This window comes from Arthrobacter sp. YC-RL1 (assembly GCF_001454985.1).
GTDB lineage: Bacteria > Actinomycetota > Actinomycetes > Actinomycetales > Micrococcaceae > Glutamicibacter > Glutamicibacter soli.
The window spans coordinates 2,558,654-2,575,224 of the sequence record NZ_CP013297.1; the positions used below are offsets into that span (position 1 = coordinate 2,558,654).

Sequence of the window (16,571 nt, forward strand, 5' to 3'; positions counted from 1 at the left end):
CGGCGGCGACGGGCCGGCAGGCAGCGGGCGGCGTCTAGGACAGGCCCAGTGCGGTGGCGACTTCCACCACGTCGAAGCCGACCTTGGTGGGGGCGACGGCCGAGCCGTCGGCCTGCTTCAGGGCCCAGTCCGGGTCCTTCAGGCCGTGGCCGGTCACGGTGATCACGATCTTCTTGCCCGACGGCACGTTGCCTGCGGCGTGGTGCTTGATCAGGCCCGCGACGCCTGCCGCGGAGCCCGGCTCCACGAAAACGCCCTCGCGGGAGGAGAGCCAGCGGTGCGCGGCGAGGATCTCGTCGTCGGTCACCGAATCGATGAGGCCGCCGGACTCGTCGCGCGCTTCCTCGGCCTGGGCCCAGGAGGCGGGGTTGCCGATGCGGATGGCGGTGGCGATGGTGTCCGGCTCGGTCACCGGGTGGCCCAGCACGATCGGTGCGGCGCCGGCGGCCTGGAAGCCCCACATGATCGGGGTCCTGGTGGATACCGGGGCGAGCACGGCGCCGGCCTGGTTGGTGAACTCGGAGGCGTACTCTTTGTAGCCCTTCCAGTAGGCGGTAATGTTGCCCGCGTTGCCCACCGGCAGCACGTGGTAGTCGGGGGCGTCGCCCAGGAAGTCGACGACCTCGAAGGCGCCGGTCTTCTGGCCCTGGATGCGGGCCGGGTTCACGGAGTTGACCAGGAACACCGGATAGTTCTCGCTCAGCTTGCGGGCGACCTCAAGGCAGTTGTCGAAGTTGCCGTCGATCTGGATGATGTCGGCGCCGTGCGCGATCGCCTGGGAGAGCTTACCCATGGAGATCTTTCCGTCCGGCACCAGCACCGCGCACTTCAGCCCGGCCTGGGTGGCGTAGGCTGCGGCGGAGGCGGAGGTGTTGCCGGTGGAGGCGCACACCACTGCCTTGGCGCCGGCGGCGACCGCGGCGGTCATCGCCATGGTCATGCCGCGGTCCTTGAAGGAGCCGGTCGGGTTCATGCCCTCGACCTTCAGGTACACCTCGCTGCCGGTCAGCTGGGACAGGGCGGGGGCGAAGACGAGCGGGGTGCCGCCTTCGCCGAGCGTGATGACCTTGGTGTTCTCGTCTACTGGCAGACGGTCGGCATATTCGCGGATGACTCCGCGCCACTGGTGGGCCACGTTAGTTTCCTTCAACTCGCATAACGGATGTAACAGAGTGCACCGCGTCCAGCGCCGCGACGGCGTCGACGGTGGTGCGCAGGGCCGCTTCGGCGCCCCGGTGGGTCAGGATGCGCAGCGCGGAGCCCTCGCCGTCGGCATCGCTGTGCTGGCTCATGGACTCGATCGAGACGCCGTGCTCGCCGAAGACCGCGGCGATGCTCGCGAGCACGCCCGGCTGGTCCTTGACCGACAGCCCGATCCAGTAGCTGGTGGTGATCTGCTCGAAGTCCAGCAGGTTCACCGGCTGGTCCGCCGAGCCGTTAGGCAGCCCGGCCCCGGCGGCCAGCTGGCGGGCCACGGCGACGACGTCGCCCATGACTGCCGAGGCGGTCGGGTTGCCGCCCGCGCCGGCGCCGTAGAACATCAGGTCCCCGGCGTTTTCCGCCTCGACGAACACCGCGTTGAACGCGCCGCGGACACTGGCCAGCGGGTGGCTGCGCTTGATCAGCGAAGGGTAGACGCGCACCGAGACTCCGGCTTCGGCGTGCTCCGCGATCGCCAGCAGCTTGATGACGTAGCCGGCCTCGGCGGCGGCGGCCACGTCCTGCGCGCTCACCTCGGTGATGCCTTCGGTGTGCACCTGGTCCGAGGAGACGGTGGTGTGGAACGCCAGCGAGGCGAGGATCGCGGCCTTCGCGGCGGCGTCGTGCCCGCCCACGTCGGCGGTCGGATCGGCTTCCGCGTAGCCCAGCGCCTGGGCCTGGGCGAGCACGTCGTCGAACGCGGCGCCGGTGGAGTCCATGGCGTCCAGGATGAAGTTCGTGGTGCCGTTGACGATGCCCATCACCTTGGTGATGTGATCGCCTGCCAGCGAATCGGCGATCGGGCGCAGGATCGGGATGGCCCCGGCCACGGCCGCCTCGTAGCGCAGCTGGGCGCCGTGCTCGGCGGCCAGCTGGTTCAGCTGCGCGCCCTGGGCGGCGATCAGCGCCTTGTTGCCGGTGATAACGCTCGCCCCGCGCTTCAGCGCCCGGGCGATGTAGTCACCGGCCGGGTGCAGCCCGCCGAGCAGCTCGATGACCACGTCGGCCTGGTCGATCAGCGAATTCGCGTCGGTGGTGAACAGCTCCGCGGGCAGCTGCACGTCGCGCTCGGAGGCGGTGTTGCGCACGGCGATGCCGGTCAGCTCCAGCGCCGCGCCGCTGCGGTCGGCCAGCGCCGCCGCGTCCTCAAGCAGGATCCGCGCGACCTGCGCGCCGACCGTGCCGCAGCCCAGCAGGGCGACCTTCAGGCTCTTTTCAGCGGTCAATTAAACTCCCATGTCGCGGGCCAACAAATCAGCTTCCGTTTCCCTGCGCACGATCAGACGGGCTTGGCCGTCGCGTACGGCTACCACCGCGGGGCGGGTGAGGTAGTTGTAGTTGCTCGACAGGGCCCAGCAGTAGGCTCCGGTGGCCGGCACGGCCAGCAGATCGCCGGCGGCAACGTCCTCGGGCAGGTAAACGTCCTTCACGACTATGTCACCTGACTCGCAGTGTTTCCCAACTACGCGAGAAATAATTACGTCGCTGCGCGTCACACGGCTGGCCAGCACCGCGGTGTACTGGGCGTCGTAGAGCACCGGGCGCGGGTTGTCGCTCATGCCGCCGTCCACCGACAGGTAGCGGCGCGGATGCAGCGTGCCGGAGGCGTCCTCGACCTGGACGTCCTTGCGCACGCCCGCCTCGTAGAGGGTGAAGGTCGACGGGCCGGCGATGGCGCGGCCCGGCTCGATGGAGATGCGCGGGCAGGCCAGGTCCAGCTCGGCGCACGTCGCGGAGACGACCTGCGCCATCTGCGCGGCCAGCTTCACCGGGGTGGAGGGATGGTCCTGCAAAGTGTAGGCGATGCCGTAGCCGCCGCCGAGGTCCAGTTCGCCCAGTTCGACGCCGTGGAGCTGGCGGATCTGCGCCAGGATGCCGAGCATGGTGCGTGCGGCCATGGCGAAGCCCTCGGCCTCGAAGATCTGCGAGCCGATGTGCGCGTGCAGTCCCAGCAGGTTCACGTTGTCCGCATCCAGGGCGCGGGCCACGGCGTCCAGCGCCGGGGAGGTGCCCGAGTCGTTGGCCAGGATGGACAGGCCGAACTTCTGGTCCTCGTGGGCGGTGGCAATGGCCTCGTGGGTGGAGGCGTGCACGCCGGGGGTGATGCGCAGCATCACGTTCGCGCGCTGGCCCAGCGCATCGGCGATGCGGATGACGCGTTCCAACTCGTCCAGCGAGTCCACCACGATGCGGCCCACGCCGGTTTCGATGGCGCGGGTGATTTCCGCGGCCGACTTGTTGTTGCCGTGCAGCGAGAGGTTCTCCCCCGGTACGCCGGCCGCGGCGGCCACTGCCAGCTCGCCGCCGGAGCAGGTGTCAAGACGCAGCCCCTCGGCGGTGACCCAGCGGGCGACCTCGGTGCACAAGAACGCCTTGCCGGCGTAGTAGACGTCCACCCCGCCGCACAGGTCCTTGAAGGCCGCGTCGAACGCGGACTTGAAGCCGGCGGCGCGGGCGCGGAAATCGTTCTCGTCGAGCACGAACAGCGGGGTGCCGAATTCCTGCGCCAGCTGCGCGACGGGGATGCCCTGCACGGCCAGCTGGCCATCGGCGCCGCGGGCCACACCGGTGGCCCATTCGATCTCGCGCAGCGTGTTTACGTCGTTCGGGAAGTTCAGCCAAGCTGGAGCCAGCGGCGATGCGGCCATAGGGTATTACATCCTCTCCGGGGCGGAAACGCCCAGCAGTTCCAGGCCGTTGGCCAGGACGGTGGTGGTTGCGTCGTTCAGCCACAGGCGCGCGGAATGCACCGGCAGCACGTTGGTGTCCTCGCCGATCGGGGTGATGCGGGTGGCGGCGTACCACGAGTGGTAGGCGCCGGCGACCTGCTCCAGGTAGCGGGCGATGCGGTGCGGTTCGCGGAACTCGGCGGCGCCGGCAACCACCGACGGGAACTGGCCGAGCACTGCCAGCAGCTCGTTCTCGGTGGGGTCGGTCAGCTCGCTGGCGTCGAAGGACTCGCGGGTCACGTTCTTCTCCGCGGCGTTGCGGGCCGCGGCGGCGGAGCGCGCGTGGGCGTACTGCACGTAGAACACCGGGTTGTCGTTGGTGTTCTTCTTCAGCTGCTCAGGGTCCAGCGCGATCGGCGAATCGGCAGGGAAACGGCCCAGCGAGTAGCGCAGCGCGTCGGCGCCCAGCCAGTCGATCAAGTCGCGCAGCTCGATGATGTTGCCCGCGCGCTTGGACAGCTTCGCGCCGTTGACGCTGATCAGCTGCCCGATCAGCACCTCGATGTTCTTTTCCTTGTCGTCGCCCGCGCAGGCGGCGATGGCCTTCAGGCGGTTGACGTAGCCGTGGTGGTCGGCACCGAGCAGGTAGATCTTCTCGGTGAAGCCGCGGTCCTTCTTGGACAGGTAGTAGGCGGCGTCGGCCGCAAAGTAGGTCGGCTCGCCGTTCGCGCGGATCAGCACGCGGTTCTTGTCGTCGCCGAAGTCGGTGGTGCGCAGCCAGACGGCGCCCTCCTGATCGAAGATGTGGCCCTGTTCGCGCAGGCGCGCCACGGCGTCGGCCACGGCCCCGCCCTCGTGCAAGGAGGTCTCGGAGAAGAACACGTCGAAGCTGACGCCGAAGTCCGCCAGGGTCTTCTTGATGTCTGCCATCTGCGCCTTGTAGGCCAGCTCGCGGATCTGCGGCAGCGCGGTCTCCTCGTCCAGGCCCTTCAGCTCGGGGGCTTCGGCCTCGACGATGTCTGCCAGTTCCTTGATGTACTCGCCCGGGTAGCCGCCCTCGGGCACCGGCAGGCCGTGCATGCGGTTGTAGACCGAACGGGCGAACACGTTCATCTGGTTGCCGGCGTCGTTGATGTAGTACTCGCTGGTGACATCCGCGCCGGAGGCGCGCAGCACGCGGGCGATCGCATCGCCCAGCGCGGCCCAGCGGGTGTGGCCGATGTGCAGCGGGCCGGTCGGGTTCGCGGAGACGAACTCCATGTTGACCACATGGCCGGCCAGGGAGTCGTTGGTGCCGTAGGCCTTGCCGGCCTCGACGATGGTGCGGGCCAGCTCGCCGGCGGCGGCGGCGTCCAGGGTGATGTTCAGGAAGCCGGGGCCTGCGATGTCCACGGCGCCGACTCCCGGTACCTCGGCCAGGCGGTTGGCCAGCAGCTGCGCGAAGTCGCGCGGGGCCATGCCGGCCTTCTTGCCCAGCTGGAGCGCGATGTTGGTCGCCCAATCGCCGTGTTCACGGCTCTTGGGTCGCTCCACGCGCACGACGTCGGGGATGTCGACGGAGATTTCGCCGGCTGCTACGGCCTGGGTGAGGCATGCGGATATTGCTGCGGAGAGTTCTTCAGGAGTCACCCATCAAGACTACCGGTTTTTCGCGCTCCCCACGGGCATTCATGACGCCGCAGGCTGTGATCATGTAGGCATTCGGCGCGCAAACCGCCGTTGGCGCGGATTCCACGTTTGGCCTTGCGACCTGATAGTATTTTTTCGTTGCCCGGCAACACGCCTCTGTAGCTCAGTGGATAGAGCGTCTGCCTCCGGAGCAGAAGGCCGAAGGTTCGATTCCTTTCAGGGGCACCACCTCACCGCAGGTCCTGGTTTACGCCGGGACCTGCGGTTTTTTTGCGCCCACCCGGACGCCGCCCGGTGGCGGGGACGGCGACGGCCCCGCCGGCGAGGAGTATTCCCATCCGGCGGGGCCGTTGCCAGTTCAGCGACGCGGGCTGCTACTGCAGCATGGTGCGGTCATCGAGCTGGGCGCCCTTGATCTTCTCGAACTCGCCCAGCAGGTCCTTGACGGTCATCTGCTGCTTCTGCTCGGAATCCAGGTCCAGGATGATCTGCCCGTCGTGCATCATGATCAGTCGCGTGCCCAGTTGCAGCGCCTGCTCCATGTTGTGCGTGACCATCAACGTGGTCAGCTGGTGGCGTTCGACGATCTGGTTGGTCAGGCGCGACACCAGCGCGGCGCGCTGCGGGTCCAGCGCGGCGGTGTGCTCGTCGAGCAGCAGGATCTTGGGCTCGGAGAACGTGGCCATGAGCAGGCTCAGCGCCTGGCGCTGGCCGCCGGAGAGCAGGCCGACCTTGGTCTTCAGGCGGTTCTCCAGCCCGAGCTCCAGGGACTTCAGCTCTTCGACGAACAGCTCGCGGCGCTTGGCCCCGACCCCGGCGCCCAGTCCGCGGAAGCGTCCTCGGGCGTAGGCCAGGGCCATGTTCTCCTCGATCGACATGGTCGGCGCGGTGCCGGCCATCGGATCCTGGAACACGCGGCCGATGTATTTGGCGCGGCGGAAGTCGGCCAACTTGGTGACGTTCTTCCCGTCGATCGTCACCGTTCCGGCGTCCGGCTGCAGCTTGCCGGCCACCATGTTCAGCACCGTGGACTTGCCGGCGCCGTTGGAGCCGATCACGGTGACGAATTCGCCGTTCCCCAGAGTCAGGTTGATGTTGCGCAGCGCCTTGCGTTCATTCACCGTGCCGGGGAAGAACGTGCGAGACAGGTTCTTGATCTCAAGCATTGGTGCGAACCTCTTCCTTGGAGTCGGTGACGGGCGCCGGGGTGCGCTTGAAGGACTTCACGATCTTCTGGAAGCCCTTCCACTTCGGCAGCAGCAGGGCGATGACGACCAGCACGGCGGAAATCAGCTTCATGTCATTGACCTCCAGGCCGGCGACCAGGGCCAGCTGGATGACCAGGCGGTAGAGCACCGCGCCGATGACAACGGCCAGGGCCGCCAGCCAGATGTAGCGCTGGGTGAGGATCGCCTGGCCGACGATGACCGAGGCCAGGCCGATCAGGATCACGCCGATGCCCATGCCGACGTCGGCGAAGCCCTGGTATTGGGCCACCACCGCGCCGGAGGCGCCGACCAGGCCGTTGGACAGCGCCAGGCCCAGGATCTTCTGGTTGTCGGTGCTCACGCCGAAGGAGCGGATCATTTCCTGGTTGTCGCCGGTGGCGCGCATGGCCATGCCCATCTCCGTGTGCAGGAACCAGACCACGGCCGCGACCAGCACGAGGCTGACCAGGAAGAAGATGCCGATGGAGGTCCAGGAGCCGAGGATGCCGGCGGCGCGCATCGGGCTGATGAGCGTTTCCTCGCCTAGCAGCGGCGTATTCGCCTTGCCCATGATGCGCAGGTTGATCGAGTACAGCGCGATCATCGTGAGAATACCGGCCAGCAGGCCGTCGATCTTGCCCTTGGTATGCAGCAGGCCGGTGACGGCGCCTGCGGCCATGCCGGCGAGGAATGCCAGCAGGGTGCCCAGCCAGGGATTGACCCCGTTGACGATGCTGACAGCCGCCACGGCGGCGCCGGTGGTGAAGCTGCCGTCGACGGTGAGGTCGGGAAAGTCCAGAATGCGGAAGGTCAGGTACACCCCGAGCGCCATGATGGCGTAAATCAGCCCGAGTTCAACTGCGGTGATCATGTTCGGATCCTTGAGTTGTCAAAATTTGTGGGTAGTCGCGACGAAGGCGGGGCGGCATGGTGCGCGCCCCGCCTTCGTGCCGCAGGTTTGGTCCGGCGAGCCTTAGTAGGTCTGCACGGCCTTCGACTTCATGTCGTCGGAGAACTCGATGCCGACCTTCTTGGCAGCTTCCTCGTTCAGGTACAGCTCGACCTGGGAGATGGTCTCAACCGGCATCTCGGCCGGCTTGGCCTCGCCCTTGAGGATCTTCACGGCCATGGCGGCGGTCTGCTCGCCCAGCTTCTCGTAGTTGATGCCGTAGGTGGCAGTCGCGCCGCGCTTGACGGACTCGCCGTCGGCGGAGATGACCGGAACCTTCTTGGACTGGGCGGTCTGCAGCAGGCCTTCCAGGGCGGAAACCACTGCATTGTCGGTCGGCACGTAGAACGCGTCGACGTCCAGCGAGCTGGCCGCCTGCTGAACCTCGCTCGGAGCGGAGATCGCGGATTCCTTGATGGTCAGGCCCAGCTCAGCGGCGGCGTCCTTGGCCCACTGGACCTGGACTGCAGAGTTCGCTTCGCCCGAGGAGTAGACGATGCCGACGTTCTTGGCTTCAGGCGCCAGTTCCTTGAGCAGCTCCAGCTGCTCCTTGACCGGGTTCTTGTCCGAGGTGCCGGTGACGTTGGCGCCCGGCGCCTCGTTGGAGGCGACCAGCTTGGCGTCCACCGGATCGGTGACGGCGGAGAAGACCACCGGGACGCTGGTGATCGCCTGGGCGGCGGCCTGGGCGGTCGGGGTGGCGATGGCCAGGACCAGGTCGATGTCGCTGTCCGAGGCGAGCTTGCCGACCATGGAGGTGTTGGTGGCCTGGTCGCCCTGCGCGTTGTTTTCGTCGTAGGAGATCTTGTCGCCGGTGTAGCCGGCGTTCTCCATGCCCTTCTTGAAGCCACTGGCCACGGCGTCCAGCGACGGGTGGGACACGTACTGGGCGATGCCGATCTTGACCGGCTCGTCGGTCTTGGCTGCGTCGTTGTTGCCGGAATCGTTGCTGCCGCAGGCGGTCAGGGCCAGGGCGCCGGTGGCGGCGATGGCCGCGAATTTCAAAGCCGTAAAGCGCTTCATGAAGGTTCCTTTCAAAGTTCCCTATGCGAGTGATAACCACCGAGACTTCACTGGTTCCGGAGAGCCGCCAGGCTCGCTGTCGGCTCGGGAACGATCCGGACCAGGTGACGGTGATTACCCCCGATCTTACATGTGAACGACCTCACCTTGACTACAATCAACGCCGTATTGAAGACATTTGCGTGTTGATCGGGCGCAAACGCCGCACAAAATCGAGCGCAAAACCGCGCAATGGACACCTTTTGTATTCCACAGCCTCAAGCTGGCGACGATTGTTTGGACGAAATGCGAACTTGACTTGCGTCGAACGCGATCCGGGTCACGTCGGTTCGCGAAGCGAAAAGCCGCTCCGGGGCGCGGCGGGCGACGCGGCGCGAACGCGCATAGAATGGGGGCATCATGGCGCTAACCATTTCCTATCCCGAAGCCCTGCCCGTCTCCGGTCGCCGCGAGGACATCCTCGACGCGGTATCCAAGAACCAGGTGGTCGTGATCGCCGGCGAAACCGGTTCCGGCAAGACCACCCAGCTGCCCAAGATGCTCATCGAGCTCGGGCTGGCCGAGAAGGGCATGATCGGCCACACCCAGCCGCGGCGCCTTGCGGCGCGCACCGTGGCCGAGCGCATCGCCGAGGAAATGGGCACGAGCATCGGCGAGGAAGTCGGCTTCCACGTGCGCTTCACCGGCGAGGTTTCCAAGCGCACCAAGCTGAAGGTGATGACCGACGGCATCCTGCTGGCGGAGATCCAGCGCGACAAGCTCCTGAAGAAGTACTCGGCGATCATCATCGACGAGGCGCACGAGCGCAGCCTGAACATCGATTTCCTGCTGGGCTACCTCAAGCAGATCATGCCCAGGCGCCCGGACTTGAAGATCATCATCACCTCCGCGACCATCGACCCCGAACGCTTCGCCGCGCACTTCGGCACGCTGGACGCGGAGGGCGAGCTGGTCCCGGCGCCGATCCTCGAGGTCTCCGGGCGCACCTTCCCCGTGGAGCTGCGCTACCGCCCGCTGGCCGCCGAGGTCGACCTGGACGAGGACGCGGACGCCGAGTCGCTGGAGGACGACCGCGACCCGCTGGATGCGGTGACCGACGCGGTCCGCGAGCTGGCCGGCGAGGCCCCGGGCGACATCCTCATCTTCTTCTCCGGCGAGCGCGAGATCCGCGACGCCGCCGATGCGCTGCGCGCGCTGGTCGCCTCCAACAAGCGCCTGCCGCGCTACGAGGTGCTGCCGCTGTTCGCCAGGCTCTCGCTGGCCGAGCAGCACCGGGTCTTCCACCCGGGCGCCGCCCCGCGCATCATCCTGGCCACCAACGTGGCGGAAACCTCCCTGACCGTGCCGGGCATCAAGTACGTGATCGACACCGGCACCGCGCGCATCTCGCGCTACTCGCACCGCACCAAGGTGCAGCGCCTGCCGATCGAGCGCGTCTCCCAGGCCAGCGCGAACCAGCGCTCTGGCCGCTGCGGCCGCGTGTCCGAGGGCATCGCGATCCGCCTCTACTCCGAGGACGACTACCAGAGCCGACCGGAGTTCACCGACCCGGAGATCCTGCGCACCAACCTGGCCAGCGTGATCCTGCAGATGATCTCCATGGGCGTGGTGGCCTCGGCCGCGGAGGTCTCCGAATTCCCGTTCGTGCAGCCGCCGGAATCGCGGGCGATCTCCGACGGCGTGAACCTGCTGCGCGAGCTGGGGGCGCTGGATGGCCAGAAGCGCGCGGGCATCACCCCGGTGGGCCGCCAGCTGGCGCAGCTGCCGCTGGATGTGCGGCTGGGCCGCATGATCGTGGAGGCCGCCGGGCGCGGCGTGGCCAAGGAGCTGATGGTGCTGGCCGCGGCGCTGAGCATCCAGGATCCGCGCGAACGCCCCTCCGAGGACACCGGCCAGCGCGAGCGCGCCGCCGAGCTGCACAAGCGCTTCGCCGACGACAAGTCGGACTTCACCGCGCTGCTGAACCTGTGGGCGTACGTGCGCGAGCAGCAGAACGAGCTGTCCTCCTCCGCGTTCCGCCGGCTGTGCAAGGCCGAGCACATCAACTACCTGCGGGTTCGCGAATGGCAGGACTTGTTCACGCAGCTGCGCCAGCTGGCCAAGCCCCTGGGCATCACCGTGGCCGCCGCGCCGATCGAGCCGGCCGCCAACGAGGACGCCGTGCACAAGTCGCTGCTCTCCGGGCTGCTGGGGCACATCGGGCTCTACGACGAGCGCAAGCGCGACTACGTCGGAGCGCGCGGCACCCGCTTCGCGATCTTCCCCGGCTCCGGGCTGTTCAAGAAGTCGCCGACCTGGGTGATGGCCGCCGAGCTGGTGGAGACCTCCCGGCTGTGGGCGCGCACCAATGCGGTGATCGATCCGGCCTGGGTGGAGGAGCTGGCCCCGCACCTGCTCAAGCGCACCTATTCGGAGCCGCACTGGTCCAAGCGCAACGGTTCGGTGATGGGCTACGAGAAGCTCACGCTCTTCGGGCTGCCGATCGTGCCGCGCCGCCAGTTCCACTACTGGCGCGTGGACAAGGCGCTGGCCCGCGAGCTGTTCATCCGCCACGCGCTGGTGGAGGGCGACTGGCGCACACACCACAAGTTCTTCGCGAAGAACCGCGCGCTGCTGGAGGAAGTCGAGGAGTTGGAAACCCGCATGCGCCGGCACGACCTGCGAATCAGCGATGAGGACCTGTTCGCGTTCTACGATGCCCGGCTGCCGCAGGACATCCTCTCCGAGCGGCACTTCGACCGCTGGTGGAAGAAGGCGCGCGCCGCGGATCCGGCGCTGCTTGACTTCGATCCCGAGGCGCTGCTGGCCGCCGACGCGCAGGCGCTGGACGAGACCGCCTTCCCAAAAACCTGGGCGCTGGGCAGCATCCACCTGCCGCTGAGCTACGAGTACAACCCGGCCGCCGCCAGCGGCGAGGGCGACGGCGTGAGCCTGACCGTGCCGGTGGTGTTCCTGAACCAGCTGGATCCGGCGCGGTTCGCCTGGCTGATCCCGGGCCTGCGCCACGAGCTGCTCACCGCGCTGATCCGTTCCATGCCCAAGGCGATCCGCAAGAACTTCGTGCCCGCCCCGGACGTGGCGGGCAAGGCGCTGGCGATGCTGGAGGCCGATTTCGATCCCGCCACCGACGACCTGGCGCAGTCGCTGGCGCTGGTGCTGCGCCGGCTGCGCGGCATCGTCGTGGACCCGGCCGTTTTCGACTTCTCCACGCTGCCCGCGCACCTGCGTTTCGGCTTCACCGTCACCGACGCCTCCGGCAAGGTGCTGGGCCAGGGCGACGACCTGGGCAAGCTGCAGTACAAGCTGGCCGCGGCCAACCGCGCCGCGCTGGCCAGCGGGGTCAACTCCCCCGGCGCAGCTCTTCCGGGCAAACCAGGCAAGCCGGGGATCCCTGCCGCAGCCGCCAAGGGCGGGCAGGGCAAAACGGCCACGGGCCGGCAGGGCAACAAGGCCGGCAAGGGCACCAGGGGCGCGAAGAACGCCGCGGGGGCCTGGGACCAGCAAAAGCTCGATGCCTGGCCGCAGCTTGACGCCGCCGGGGACACGCTGGGCGACAGGCTGCCGGACAAGGTCACCACCACGGTGATGGGCCAGCAGATCACCGCGTACCCGGGCTTGATCGCCCAGGGCGAGCGCGTGGACCTGACGGTGTTCCGCTCGGCCGTGGAGCGCGACGCGGCGCACCGCACCGGCGTGATCCGGCTGCTGATGCTGCGCCTGCCGCCGGCGGCGAAGTTCGTGATCTCGCACCTGGACAACACCGAGAAGCTGGCGTTCACGCAGAACCCGCACGGCTCGATCGAGCACCTGATCAGCGACTGCACCATGGCGGCGGTGGACAAGCTGGTGCCCGAGCAGCTGCCGATGGACCGCGCGGCGTTCGAGGCGCTGTTCGAGGTGGTGCGCGCGGAGCAGATCGACACGGTCTTCTCCATCACCGCGGTGGTGGCCAAGGTCTTCGCCGCGGCCACGCGGATCTCCAAGGAGCTGAAGGCCACCCGCTCGTTGGCCATGTACGCCGCGATCACCGACATCCGCTCGCAGCTGGAGCAGCTGATCTACCCCGGGTTCATCGCCGCCACCGGTGCGGCGCACCTGCTGCGCCTGCCGCGCTATCTGGCGGGCATCGAGAAGCGGCTGGAGAAGCTCGCCGGCGGCGCGGTCACCCGCGACTCGCAGGCGCTGGTCGTGATCCAGAAGCTGGAGGACGAGTACGACGCCGCCCTGGACAAGGTCCCGGAGGGCGCGCGCCTGCCGGCGGGGCTGCGCGAGGTGAAGTGGATGCTGGAGGAGATGCGCATTTCGCTGTTCGCCCAGGAGCTGGGCACCGCGTATTCGGTCAGCGAGAAGCGCATCCGCAAGGCCATCAAGGACGGCCTGTCGGCGCTGTAGCCGACGGCCTGGAGCCGACGACGCTCCAGCCGCCGGCGCCCCGGCCCGCGCCGGGGCCAGAAAATGCCCGCCGGAGCCGACCTGCATGGCCGGTTCCGGCGGGCATTCGGCGTTCTTGAGCCGGGGGCCGGCGGCGCTAGTCGGCCGGGACGAATTCCGAGTGGCCGTCGGCGCGCAGCCCGTCGCGCAGCGTCTGCGCGTTCGCGTCCATCTGCGCCGGGTCCGGGTTGACCGCGGCATTGGCCAGATCGAAGTCGGCCAGCGAGTTGGTCGGCCAGACGTGCACATGCAGGTGCGGGACCTCGAAGCCGGCGATCATCAGCCCGGCGCGGGCGGAGTTGAACACGCGCTTCTGGGTGCGGCCGATCTTCGTGGCGACCAGGGTCAGGTGAGAGACCAGCTCGTCGGGCGCGTCGGTGAACTCGTTGATCTCCGCGCGCGGCACCACCAGGGTGTGCCCGTCGGACAGCGGGCCGATGGACAGGAAGCCGACGCATTGCGCATCGGACCAGACGAAGCGGCCGGGGATCTCGCCGTTGATGATTTTAGTGAACAGCGTACTCATGGGCTGCCTTTCTGCCCGCGTCGGCGGGCGGTTGCGGGCGCGCGGCGGCCCCTGGTGGAGCGCGCCGCGCGGACATCTAGTGGCGGTGCTGCTCGTCGCTGGTGGCGACCGGGGCCTCGGGGTGCGAGCAGTACTCGGACCAGCTGCCCGGGTACAGCGCCAGCTCGATCCCGGCGGTGTGCGCGGCGAGCACCTGGTGGGCCGCGGTGATGCCGGAGCCGCAGTAGGCCGCGGCGTCCCCGGTGTCAACGCCGAGCTTGGCGAAGTCGGCGCGCAGCACCGCGGCGGGCAGGAAACGCGCCTGCGAGTCGAGGTTGTCGGTGGTGGGGCGGTTGCGGGCGCCCGGGATGTGGCCGGCGACCGGGTCGATCGGCTCCTCGATGCCCAGATAGCGGGCGGTGGCGCGCGAGTCGATCAGCGTGCCGGAAAATCCGGCCAGCTGCTCGAACTCGATGACCGGCATGCGCCCCCAGGACAGGGTGACGTCGCCCGGGGTGTTCGACTGCTCCCCGGTGGCCAGCTGCGTGCCGGGCAGCGCCCTGTAGGCATCCAGTCCTCCGTCCAGCACGGCCGCGTTCTCGAAGCCTGCATGGCGCAGCAGCCACCAGGCGCGGGCGGCGGCCAGCGCGCCGGAGTCGTCGTACACCACCACCTGCGAGTCCTGGCTGATCCCCCAGCGCCGGGCGGCGGCCTCGAAATCGGCCGGCAGCGGCAGCGGGTGGCGGCCGGTCTGGTGCCCGGGGGCGGAGGACAGCTCGCGTTCCAGGTCGACGAACACCGCGCCGGGGATGTGCCCGGCGGCGTAGAGCTCGCGCCCGTCGCTGCGGCCCAGCGACCAGCGCACATCCAGCAGCACCGGCCCGGGGCCCGGAGCGTCGAGCAGCGCGGCCAGCGCGGCGGCGGAAATCAGCGGGTTCATGCGTGCCCCTCCACGCTGCCCGCGTCGGTCTGCGAGGACTCGGCGGCGGCCAGCAGCTCAGCGGCGCGGTACTCCGTCAGGGGCTCCAGGCGCTGGTAGTTCGCCCCCTGGTGCGCGGCGATCGCGCCGAGCTGGCGGTCGAACAGCCCGGTGCCGCGGCCATTGAGCAGCCCGTCGTGGATCGGCACCCAGACCGGGGCGCCGAGGGCCGCCGCGAAGTCGGCGGCCTCGGCCATCTTGCCCCAGGGGCCCATGACCGGCAGCAGCAGCACGTCCGGTCGCACGCCGATCGGCACCTGGTAGCTGTCCCCCGGGTGGAAAACCTGCACCCGGCCCACGGCGCCGTCGCCCACCAGATAGCCCACGTTCGCGATCGGGTCGATCGAGTGGTGGATGGTGGCGTGGGTGCCGCCAAAGGTGCGCACCCGGATCCCGCCGACGATGAAGTCCATGCCTTCGTGCACGGTGTGCACCTGGGCGCGGCGCGCGGCGGGCAGCTCGGTGCGCAGCGCGTCGGCCAGCCCGGCCGGCGCGTACACCTGGAGCACCGGGTCGGCCTCCAGCGCGGCGGCCAGCGCCGGATGGTCGGCGTGGTCAGGGTGCTGGTGGGTGACCAGCACCGCGGCCTTGTTCTCGAACGCCCCGTCCAGATCGCTGAAGGATCCCGGGTCCAGCAGCAGCGACCCGTCGACGGTGCTCAGTTCCAGGCACGAATGCCCTCTGGATGTGATACGCATGTCCTTAGCGTAGGCTCCGGCGGCGTACCGTGCCACCACCAGACACGCCCTGCGGCCCAAAGTTGGCTAAAATTGGGTTAAACCGCCGGTGGCTGGGGTCGATTCAACACCCGCAGGCCGGCGCGGCAACCACGAACATCCCCTAGCAGGAGAGGAATGGTGCACGGCCATGGCACAGCCCGAAACCCGGATCACCAAGCAGCGGGTCGCGGTGGAGGAGGCGCTGGAACAGGTCGACGACTTCGCGACCGCCCAGGAGCTGCACCGCTGGCTGCAGGAGGCCGAAAAGAAGGTCTCGCTGGCCACGGTGTACCGCCTGCTGCAATCCATGTCCGACGACGGACTGGTCGATGTGCTGCGCAGCGCCGACGGCGAGGCCCGCTTCCGCCGCTGCATCACCGAGGCGCACCACCACCACCTGATCTGCCGCGTGTGCTCCAAGACCGTGGAGGTGCTCGCCCCCTCCGTCGAGCGCTGGGCCGCCCGGGTCGCGGCGGAGAACGACTTCACCGACCCGGAGCACACCGTGGAAATCTACGGCATCTGCGCCGCCTGCCGCGAAGCCGGCGACTAGGGCTCAGGGGACCCGGTGCCGGCTGGGGACCAGCCGATCCGGGTCCCGGCCGGCGCACGGCAGGCGCTGCGTGAAGCCTGTCCGGCGCCCCGCGCGGTGCCGCGAAGGTGCGCCACCACCGGGTCGGGCCCTGGATGCGGCAAAGCCCCCGGGCGGTCCGTCGCGGCGCAGTGCGACGCTGCGCGGAACCGCGCGGGGGCTGGGGCGAGAGGGCGGAACTAGCGCTCCTCGTTCCCCTCGGTTGCGGGGCCGTCGGGCGTGGCGCCGCCTTCGTCGGTCCAGTCGTGTCCGACCTCGTCGTTGCGGGCCGGATCGGACAGGTGGTCCCGCTGGGCAGCGGCCGCTTGGTCCTCAGCTGACTCGGGCTGCACGGCATCGCCGTGGTTCGGGAAATCCGCGTTGTTCTCCATGTCGGTGCTCCTTTCATCGGTTGCTGACACCGTAGCAATGAGTGCCGCGGCCGCTCCAACATCGTCAGCTGGTTCCCAGCAAATACCCATACTCCGGATGCGTGCCCGTCGCGGGCGTACCCGCGGTGCTCGCCAGGCACCGCCTCGGGCAATAGCTCGGATCCACGCCCTCGGAACCCCCAGCACCGGGGATCAGCCCTGGCAAGGAGAAGGCGGCATGGAGAACTATTTGCGGGTCGTGAAGGAATCGGAGCAGGAATTGATCCGGGAACTCGTGCCGGCTCGGCTTGAACCGC

The 16,571-nt window shown here is 68.7% G+C and carries 13 protein-coding genes and 1 tRNA gene; 3 read left to right on the forward strand and 11 right to left on the reverse strand.

Annotation, left to right across the window (positions count from 1 at the left end):
• Positions 1 to 34: 34 nt before the first annotated feature.
• From thrC to argS, 4 genes are read right to left on the reverse strand one after another with little or no spacing between them, the layout of a single operon-like run.
• A complete protein-coding gene (gene thrC, locus ATC04_RS11860) occupies positions 35 to 1,135 on the reverse strand; it encodes a threonine synthase (RefSeq protein WP_047118739.1) in 1,101 nt (366 codons plus the stop codon).
• 1 nt (position 1,136) lies between these two features.
• A complete protein-coding gene (locus ATC04_RS11865) occupies positions 1,137 to 2,426 on the reverse strand; it encodes a homoserine dehydrogenase (RefSeq protein WP_047118738.1) in 1,290 nt (429 codons plus the stop codon).
• The gene (gene lysA / locus ATC04_RS11870; RefSeq protein WP_047118737.1) at positions 2,427 to 3,848 is read right to left on the reverse strand and encodes a diaminopimelate decarboxylase; all 1,422 of its coding nucleotides are present in this window, start codon (positions 3,846 to 3,848) and stop codon (positions 2,427 to 2,429) included.
• A 6-nt stretch (positions 3,849 to 3,854) separates the two neighbouring features.
• Complete coding sequence (gene argS / locus ATC04_RS11875) at positions 3,855 to 5,498, reverse strand: arginine--tRNA ligase (protein WP_047118736.1); 1,644 nt, start codon at positions 5,496 to 5,498, stop codon at positions 3,855 to 3,857.
• Between the two features lie 152 nt (positions 5,499 to 5,650).
• Between argS and ATC04_RS11880 the strand changes: the two genes are divergently transcribed.
• A tRNA-Arg gene (locus ATC04_RS11880) sits at positions 5,651 to 5,726 on the forward strand.
• 146 nt (positions 5,727 to 5,872) lie between these two features.
• Here the strand turns inward: ATC04_RS11880 and ATC04_RS11885 are convergent.
• The 3 genes from ATC04_RS11885 to ATC04_RS11895 all read right to left on the reverse strand — a co-directional run bounded on the left by ATC04_RS11885 (position 5,873) and on the right by ATC04_RS11895 (position 8,678).
• Positions 5,873 to 6,664 (reverse strand): ABC transporter ATP-binding protein, encoded by a 792-nt coding sequence (locus ATC04_RS11885; protein WP_047118735.1) that lies wholly within the window; start codon positions 6,662 to 6,664, stop codon positions 5,873 to 5,875.
• Positions 6,657 to 7,577 carry an ABC transporter permease gene (locus ATC04_RS11890; protein WP_047118734.1) on the reverse strand — a complete coding sequence of 307 codons (921 nt, stop codon included), beginning with the start codon at positions 7,575 to 7,577 and terminating at the stop codon, positions 6,657 to 6,659. Before ATC04_RS11890 ends, ATC04_RS11885 begins: the two co-directional genes overlap by 8 nt.
• 102 nt (positions 7,578 to 7,679) lie before the next feature.
• Positions 7,680 to 8,678, reverse strand: coding sequence for an ABC transporter substrate-binding protein (locus ATC04_RS11895; RefSeq protein WP_047118733.1), 999 nt, complete (start codon positions 8,676 to 8,678; stop codon positions 7,680 to 7,682).
• Positions 8,679 to 9,077: 399 nt separating this feature from the next.
• Between ATC04_RS11895 and hrpA the strand changes: the two genes are divergently transcribed.
• Positions 9,078 to 13,070, forward strand: coding sequence for an ATP-dependent RNA helicase HrpA (hrpA, locus tag ATC04_RS11900; RefSeq protein WP_047118732.1), 3,993 nt, complete (start codon positions 9,078 to 9,080; stop codon positions 13,068 to 13,070).
• Positions 13,071 to 13,206: 136 nt separating this feature from the next.
• Here the strand turns inward: hrpA and ATC04_RS11905 are convergent, their stop codons facing one another.
• The 3 genes from ATC04_RS11905 to ATC04_RS11915 all read right to left on the reverse strand — a co-directional run bounded on the left by ATC04_RS11905 (position 13,207) and on the right by ATC04_RS11915 (position 15,291).
• Positions 13,207 to 13,635 (reverse strand): HIT family protein, encoded by a 429-nt coding sequence (locus tag ATC04_RS11905; protein WP_047118731.1) that lies wholly within the window; start codon positions 13,633 to 13,635, stop codon positions 13,207 to 13,209.
• A 76-nt stretch (positions 13,636 to 13,711) separates the two neighbouring features.
• Entirely contained in the window at positions 13,712 to 14,554 is an 843-nt protein-coding gene (locus ATC04_RS11910) for a sulfurtransferase (protein WP_047118730.1), read from the reverse strand.
• Positions 14,551 to 15,291 (reverse strand): MBL fold metallo-hydrolase, encoded by a 741-nt coding sequence (locus tag ATC04_RS11915; RefSeq protein ID WP_047120646.1) that lies wholly within the window; start codon positions 15,289 to 15,291, stop codon positions 14,551 to 14,553. The genes ATC04_RS11910 and ATC04_RS11915 overlap by 4 nt, the downstream gene beginning before the upstream one ends.
• A gap of 169 nt (positions 15,292 to 15,460) precedes the next feature.
• Between ATC04_RS11915 and ATC04_RS11920 the strand changes: the two genes are divergently transcribed.
• Entirely contained in the window at positions 15,461 to 15,865 is a 405-nt protein-coding gene (locus ATC04_RS11920; protein WP_047118729.1) for a Fur family transcriptional regulator, read from the forward strand.
• A gap of 218 nt (positions 15,866 to 16,083) precedes the next feature.
• Here the strand turns inward: ATC04_RS11920 and ATC04_RS11925 are convergent, their stop codons facing one another.
• Complete coding sequence (locus ATC04_RS11925; RefSeq protein WP_047118728.1) at positions 16,084 to 16,275, reverse strand: hypothetical protein; 192 nt, start codon at positions 16,273 to 16,275, stop codon at positions 16,084 to 16,086.
• Positions 16,276 to 16,571 lie beyond the last annotated feature (296 nt).